This window comes from Pedobacter planticolens, assembly GCF_014172375.1.
Taxonomy (GTDB): Bacteria; Bacteroidota; Bacteroidia; order Sphingobacteriales; family Sphingobacteriaceae; genus Pedobacter; species Pedobacter planticolens.
This window is the reverse complement of record NZ_WNXD01000003.1, coordinates 1-6,511: the sequence shown is the minus strand read 5'-3', so window position 1 is coordinate 6,511 and position 6,511 is coordinate 1. Positions and strand designations below refer to the sequence as shown.

General features: G+C 47.5%; 2 tRNA genes and 3 rRNA genes. All 5 read right to left on the bottom strand.

Annotated features, from left to right (window positions below):
• Positions 1–48: 48 nt before the first annotated feature.
• The 5 genes from rrf to GM921_RS17405 all read right to left on the bottom strand — a co-directional run bounded on the left by rrf (position 49) and on the right by GM921_RS17405 (position 5,376).
• Positions 49–160: ribosomal RNA gene (gene rrf / locus GM921_RS17425) — 5S ribosomal RNA — on the bottom strand.
• 128 nt (positions 161–288) lie between these two features.
• Positions 289–3,167: ribosomal RNA gene (locus GM921_RS17420) — 23S ribosomal RNA — on the bottom strand.
• Between the two features lie 337 nt (positions 3,168–3,504).
• Positions 3,505–3,581 (bottom strand) — tRNA-Ala (locus tag GM921_RS17415).
• A 20-nt stretch (positions 3,582–3,601) separates the two neighbouring features.
• A tRNA-Ile gene (locus GM921_RS17410) sits at positions 3,602–3,676 on the bottom strand.
• Between the two features lie 180 nt (positions 3,677–3,856).
• Positions 3,857–5,376, bottom strand: a 16S ribosomal RNA gene (locus GM921_RS17405).
• The 16S, 23S and 5S rRNA genes sit together here with 2 tRNA genes alongside, the layout of an rRNA operon.
• Positions 5,377–6,511 lie beyond the last annotated feature (1,135 nt).

The window sequence follows — 6,511 nt, the reverse complement described above, 5'->3', positions numbered from 1 at the left end:
TTATAAAACAAGAAAGCCCTGCAACTTACGTTACAGGGCTTCTTTAAGATTTGGCACCGACCTACTCTCCCACATGTTACTGCAGTACCATCGGCTCTGGCGGGCTTAACTTCTCTGTTCGGAATGGGAAGAGGTGGACACCGCCGATATAGGCACCTAAATATTTTAATAAGGTAGAAGGTACAGGGTATTAAGGTGGAGGGTAAACCCTATGCCTTAAACCTTTCGTCCTTAAACCTTTAAACAATATTGAAAGAAGTTATTTTGGAAGAGCAAACAACATGTTGCTCTTGAAAGCTTCGGATGATTAGTATTACTCGACTATGCTGTCACCAGCTTTACATCTATAACCTATCAACGTAGTAGTCTTCTACGGTCCTATATGGAATTCTCATCTCGTGGCTAGTTTCGCACTTAGATGCTTTCAGCGCTTATCTATTCCCAGCGTAGCTACTCTGCAATGCCCCTGGCGGAACAACAGATTCACTAGAGGCTAGTCCAACCCGGTCCTCTCGTACTAAGGTCAGCCCCACTCAAAATTCCTACGCCCACAACAGATAGGGACCGAACTGTCTCGCGACGTTCTGAACCCAGCTCGCGTGCCACTTTAATCGGCGAACAGCCGAACCCTTGGGACCTTCTCCAGCCCCAGGATGTGACGAGCCGACATCGAGGTGCCAAACCTCCCCGTCGATATGAGCTCTTGGGGGAGATCAGCCTGTTATCCCCAGCGTACCTTTTATCCTTTGAGCGATGGCCCTTCCATGCAGAACCACCGGATCACTATATCCGTCTTTCGACCCTGCTCGGCTTGTCTGCCTCACAGTCAAGCAAGCTTATGCTATTGCACTCCACGTACGGTTACCAAGCGTACTGAGCTTACCTTTGAAAGCCTCCGTTACCTTTTTGGAGGCGACCACCCCAGTCAAACTACCCATCAAACAATGTCCCCCGCTGTGCGGGGTTAGACACCGAATACAAAAAGGGTGGTATTTCAACGTTGGCTCCACGACGCCTAGCGACGCCGCTTCAAAGCCTCCCACCTATCCTACACATCTTGTATCCAATGTCAATGTTAAATTGTAGTGAAGGTGCATGGGGTCTTTCCGTCCCGTTGCGGGTACCCGGCGTCTTCACCGGGACCACAATTTCACCGAGCTCATGGCTGAGACAGCGCCCAGATCGTTACACCATTCGTGCAGGTCGGAACTTACCCGACAAGGAATTTCGCTACCTTAGGACCGTTATAGTTACGGCCGCCGTTTACTGGGGCTTCGATTCAATGCTTCTACTTGCGTATGACATCCCCTCTTAACCTTCCAGCACCGGGCAGGTGTCAGGCCTTATACTTCATCTTTCGATTTTGCAAAGCCATGTGTTTTTGTTAAACAGTCGCCTGGGCCTTTTCACTGCGGCTGATATTGCTACCAGCGCCCCTTCTCCCGAAGTTACAGGGCCATTTTGCCGAGTTCCTTAGCCATGATTCACTCGAGCACCTTAGAATTCTCTTCCCGGATACCTGTGTCGGTTTGCGGTACGGGTTTTTATAGACTGGAGCTTAGCGGTTTTTCTTGGAAGTCTGATTACCTGCGCTATCCACTCAGCCGAAGCCTCGCGGTACTATCAACGTTCAGCTAGATTGGCGGATTTGCCTACCATTCTAATACCTACAGTCTTTAACGAACTATTCCGTCAGTTCGCGGCAGTGTCACTACTCCGTCCCCACATCGCATCTATAAAAAGTACGGTAATATTAAACCGTTGTCCATCGAATATCCCCTTCGGGTTCTCCTTAGGCCCCGACTAACCCTGATCCGATTAGCGTTGATCAGGAAACCTTATCCTTTCGGTGGGCGGGTTTCTCTCCCGCCTTATCGTTACTTATGCCTACATTTGCTTTTCCAGAAGCTCCACCATAGCTCACGCTACAACTTCGCTGCCGCTGGAATGCTCCCCTACCGTAATATTAATATTACCCATAGCTTCGGTATACCACTTAATGCCCGTTTATTATCCATGCACGATCGCTCGACTAGTGAGCTGTTACGCACTCTTTAAATGAATGGCTGCTTCCAAGCCAACATCCTAGCTGTCTATGCAATCGCACCTCGTTAGTTCAACTTAGCGGTAATTTAGGGACCTTAGCTGATGGTCTGGGTTCTTTCCCTCTCGGCCCGTGACCTTAGCACCCCGGGCCTCACTGCAGTGTATATTATATAGCATTCGGAGTTTGTCTGGATTTGGTAGGATTTGACTCCCCCGCACCCAATCAGTAGCTCTACCTCTATATAACTTAACCACCACGCTGTTCCTAAAAACATTTCGGGGAGTACGAGCTATTTCCCAGTTTGATTAGCCTTTCACCCCTACCCACAGATCATCCGGAAACTTTTCAACGTTTATCGGTTCGGTCCTCCAGTACGTGTTACCGCACCTTCAACCTGTCCATGGGTAGATCACAAGGTTTCGCGTCTACCTCCCCTGACTATACGCCCTATTCAGACTCGCTTTCGCTTCGGATCCGTGTCTTAAACACTTAACCTTGCCAGAGAAGAGTAACTCGTAGGCTCATTATGCAAAAGGCACGCCGTCACGCCACCTGGACGCTCCGACCGCTTGTAAGTATACGGTTTCAGGTTCTATTTCACTCCCCTGTTCGGGGTTCTTTTCACCTTTCCCTCACGGTACTGGTTCACTATCGGTCTCTCAGGAGTATTTAGCCTTACCGGATGGTGCCGGCAGATTCCCACAAGGCGTCTCCGACCTCGCGGTACTCAGGATACTACTAGACTAATGGTACTTACGTGTACGAGGCTATCACTCTATTTTGCTGGGCTTCCCATCCCATTCCACTTCATTGCATTATAATCACATCGTAGTCCTACAACCCCAGTTATGCCGTAACATAGCTGGTTTGGGCTCTTTCCCTTTCGCTCGCCACTACTTAGGAAATCATTATTATTTTCTCTTCCTCTGCTTACTTAGATGTTTCAGTTCGGCAGGTTTGCGCACTATGTGCAACTAGTCTTCAACTAGCTAGGTTTCCCCATTCGGAAATCCGCGGATCAATTCATATTTGCTGATCCCCGCGGCTTATCGCAGCTTATCACGTCCTTCATCGCCTCTGAGAGCCAAGGCATCCCCCGTATACTCTTTCTTACTTTCTTCTCTATATAGCCTTTTGCGCCTATATAAATGCTTTTTTTTGATATGTCGTTATCTTTTCTCATTAGTTTAGTTGCCTATTCTAATGATCCAAGCTAACAACGTCTCTATTGTTGTTTGCTCTTCTTATTAACTTCTTCCAATATGTCAAAGAACTTTTCAATCCCGGATATACATTACTGTACGTCTATTTCTGTGCTTTTGTAACAGCACCGGTGATGGTGGAGAATAACGGAGTCGAACCGTTGACCTTTCCGATGTAAAATCGGAACGTCCTAGCCCCAATGGCCAATTTCCTGTGTTCAGTATTTCAATGTAATATCACATCCGTGATAAAAATGGTGGAGAATAACGGAGTCGAACCGTTGACCTCCTGCGTGCAAGGCAGGCGCTCTAGCCAGCTGAGCTAATCCCCCTAAGATTATAGTGTATCTAGTAGTCCCGTCCAGATTTGAACTGGAGACCCCTACATTATCAGTGTAGTGCTCTAACCAGGCTGAGCTACGGGACTTTTTGTTAGTTTGCAGTGTTCAATTCACAGTTTCAGATTAAACTGCTTACTGTTAACCGCCAACTGAAAACCGATCTGTCCCTGCTTCGTCTGCAGAACCACTGATGGCTTCATCTTTTGGGTTTTTCTTTAAGAGATATGTATCATTTTTTACGCAGCGAGTAGTCTTATCTACTCCAGAAAGGAGGTATTCCAGCCGCACCTTCCGGTACGGCTACCTTGTTACGACTTAGCCCCAGTTATCGGTTTTACCCTAGGACGCTCCTTGCGGTTACGTACTTTAGGTACCCCCAACTTCCATGGCTTGACGGGCGGTGTGTACAAGGCCCGGGAACGTATTCACCGCATCATTGCTGATATGCGATTACTAGCGAATCCAACTTCATGGGGTCGAGTTGCAGACCCCAATCCGAACTGTGAATGGCTTTTTGAGATTTGCTTGCTATTGCTAGCTTGCTGCCCTCTGTACCATCCATTGTAGCACGTGTGTAGCCCCGGACGTAAGGGCCATGATGACTTGACGTCGTCCCCTCCTTCCTCTCTGTTTGCACAGGCAGTCTGTTTAGAGTCCCCACCATTACGTGCTGGCAACTAAACATAGGGGTTGCGCTCGTTGCGGGACTTAACCCAACACCTCACGGCACGAGCTGACGACAGCCATGCAGCACCTAGTTTCGTGTCCTTGCGGACGTATCCATCTCTGGATACTTCACTAACTTTCAAGCCCGGGTAAGGTTCCTCGCGTATCATCGAATTAAACCACATGCTCCTCCGCTTGTGCGGGCCCCCGTCAATTCCTTTGAGTTTCACTCTTGCGAGCGTACTCCCCAGGTGGAATACTTAACGCTTTCGCTTAGCCGCTGACTGTGTATCGCCAACAGCGAGTATTCATCGTTTAGGGCGTGGACTACCAGGGTATCTAATCCTGTTTGATCCCCACGCTTTCGTGCCTCAGCGTCAATGACACCATAGTAAGCTGCCTTCGCAATCGGTGTTCTGTGACATATCTATGCATTTCACCGCTACTTGTCACATTCCGCCTACCTCTAGTGTATTCAAGCCCATCAGTATCAAGGGCACTGCGATAGTTGAGCTACCGTCTTTCACCCCTGACTTAACAGGCCGCCTACGCACCCTTTAAACCCAATAAATCCGGATAACGCTTGGATCCTCCGTATTACCGCGGCTGCTGGCACGGAGTTAGCCGATCCTTATTCCTTCGGTACATTCAGCTACTTACACGTAAGTAGGTTTATTCCCGAATAAAAGCAGTTTACGACCCAGAGGGCTGTCTTCCTGCACGCGGCATGGCTGGTTCAGAGTTGCCTCCATTGACCAATATTCCTTACTGCTGCCTCCCGTAGGAGTCTGGTCCGTGTCTCAGTACCAGTGTGGGGGGTCATCCTCTCAGATCCCCTAGACATCGTGGTCTTGGTGGGCCGTTACCCCGCCAACTAACTAATGTCACGCATGCTCATCTCTATCCTATAAATATTTGATCATTGTACCATGCGATACTGTGATTTTATGCGGTGTTAATCCGAATTTCTTCGGGCTATCCCCCAGATAAAGGTAGATTGCATACGCGTTACGCACCCGTGCGCCGGTCTCATGGAAGCAAGCTCCCACTACCCCTCGACTTGCATGTATTAGGCCTGCCGCTAGCGTTCATCCTGAGCCAGGATCAAACTCTCCATTGTAAAATGTGTTGTTTGAACACTGACCATTCTTATTCTAGTGTTATTAAAAATTAAATAGTCTTGTATTCTATTATGTTGTCTGATAGAACAGACTTAAGAAACAGCTTGGTGTCATGTACTTTGAAATCGTACTGTTTGCCTCGCTGCGTTGTATAAATGATATCTCTTTAATGAACTTTTCGATCTCGCCTCGCGGTGATCTATATATGTTGCAACCTCTTGGTTTTCCGTTCTGCCTGTGGTCTTTATTAGTCCACCGCTTCCCTTCGGTTATTGGTTGTTTCAATCTTGTTTATTTGCTTTCTCAACATCCGTTGATTGGCGCCCGTTTCGTTTGGGACTGCAAAGGTAGGAAACTTTTTTACTCTTGCAAACTTTTTTTATTTTTTTTCGAAGTTTTTTTTAACTCCTTAAAATCGTTTGCTCGATTTCGTTTCCCTAATGTCAATTCCCTCTCCTCCTTATCTCTTTTCCCTTGTGTCGTTACCTCCGTAGCGGGTTGCAAAGGTAGGAAACTTTTTCATTTCCCAAAACTTTATTTTCAAGTTTTTTGAGGTTTTTCCTAAGTGGCTATAACTAAGCGACTTTGTTTTTATTCCTCCCTTTTCACTACTACAAAGATCCTTTCTGACCCTCTAACCCTTCCTCCGAAGCGGGATGCAAAAGTAGAAAAATATCTGATCATCTGCAAGGCGCTGGTAGTTATTTCTGGAAGAAATTACCTAAGTGTATGGTATACACCCACAAAAAGTTTAAACTGAGTGCTTGGAGTGAGTACTTTTGGGCGATTTGCCAAGGAAACCCCAATGGAGTGCACTGGCTTCCCCTCACTAAACCCCGGCGTAGCGGCAGCCCCCAAGCACAGCCAAGGGCTACAGCAAAGAACGGGACCTAAGAACTTAATGGCACCAACATTCGTTTATTAGAAAAATCATGTATCAGTATACTATATAGGTTAGCGCATCTCTGCGCCGGATGCTATGTTCGCAACAGCTTGACTAGTGGACCAGACTTAACTCGCACTCCAGTCGGAGTTAGTTCGGAGTTGGTTCGGATACAACCGTCGTAACCCCGAACTAACTCCGAACTAAGTCCGAACCAACCCCGAACTAACCCCCTCTAAAGGCCGTTTTAA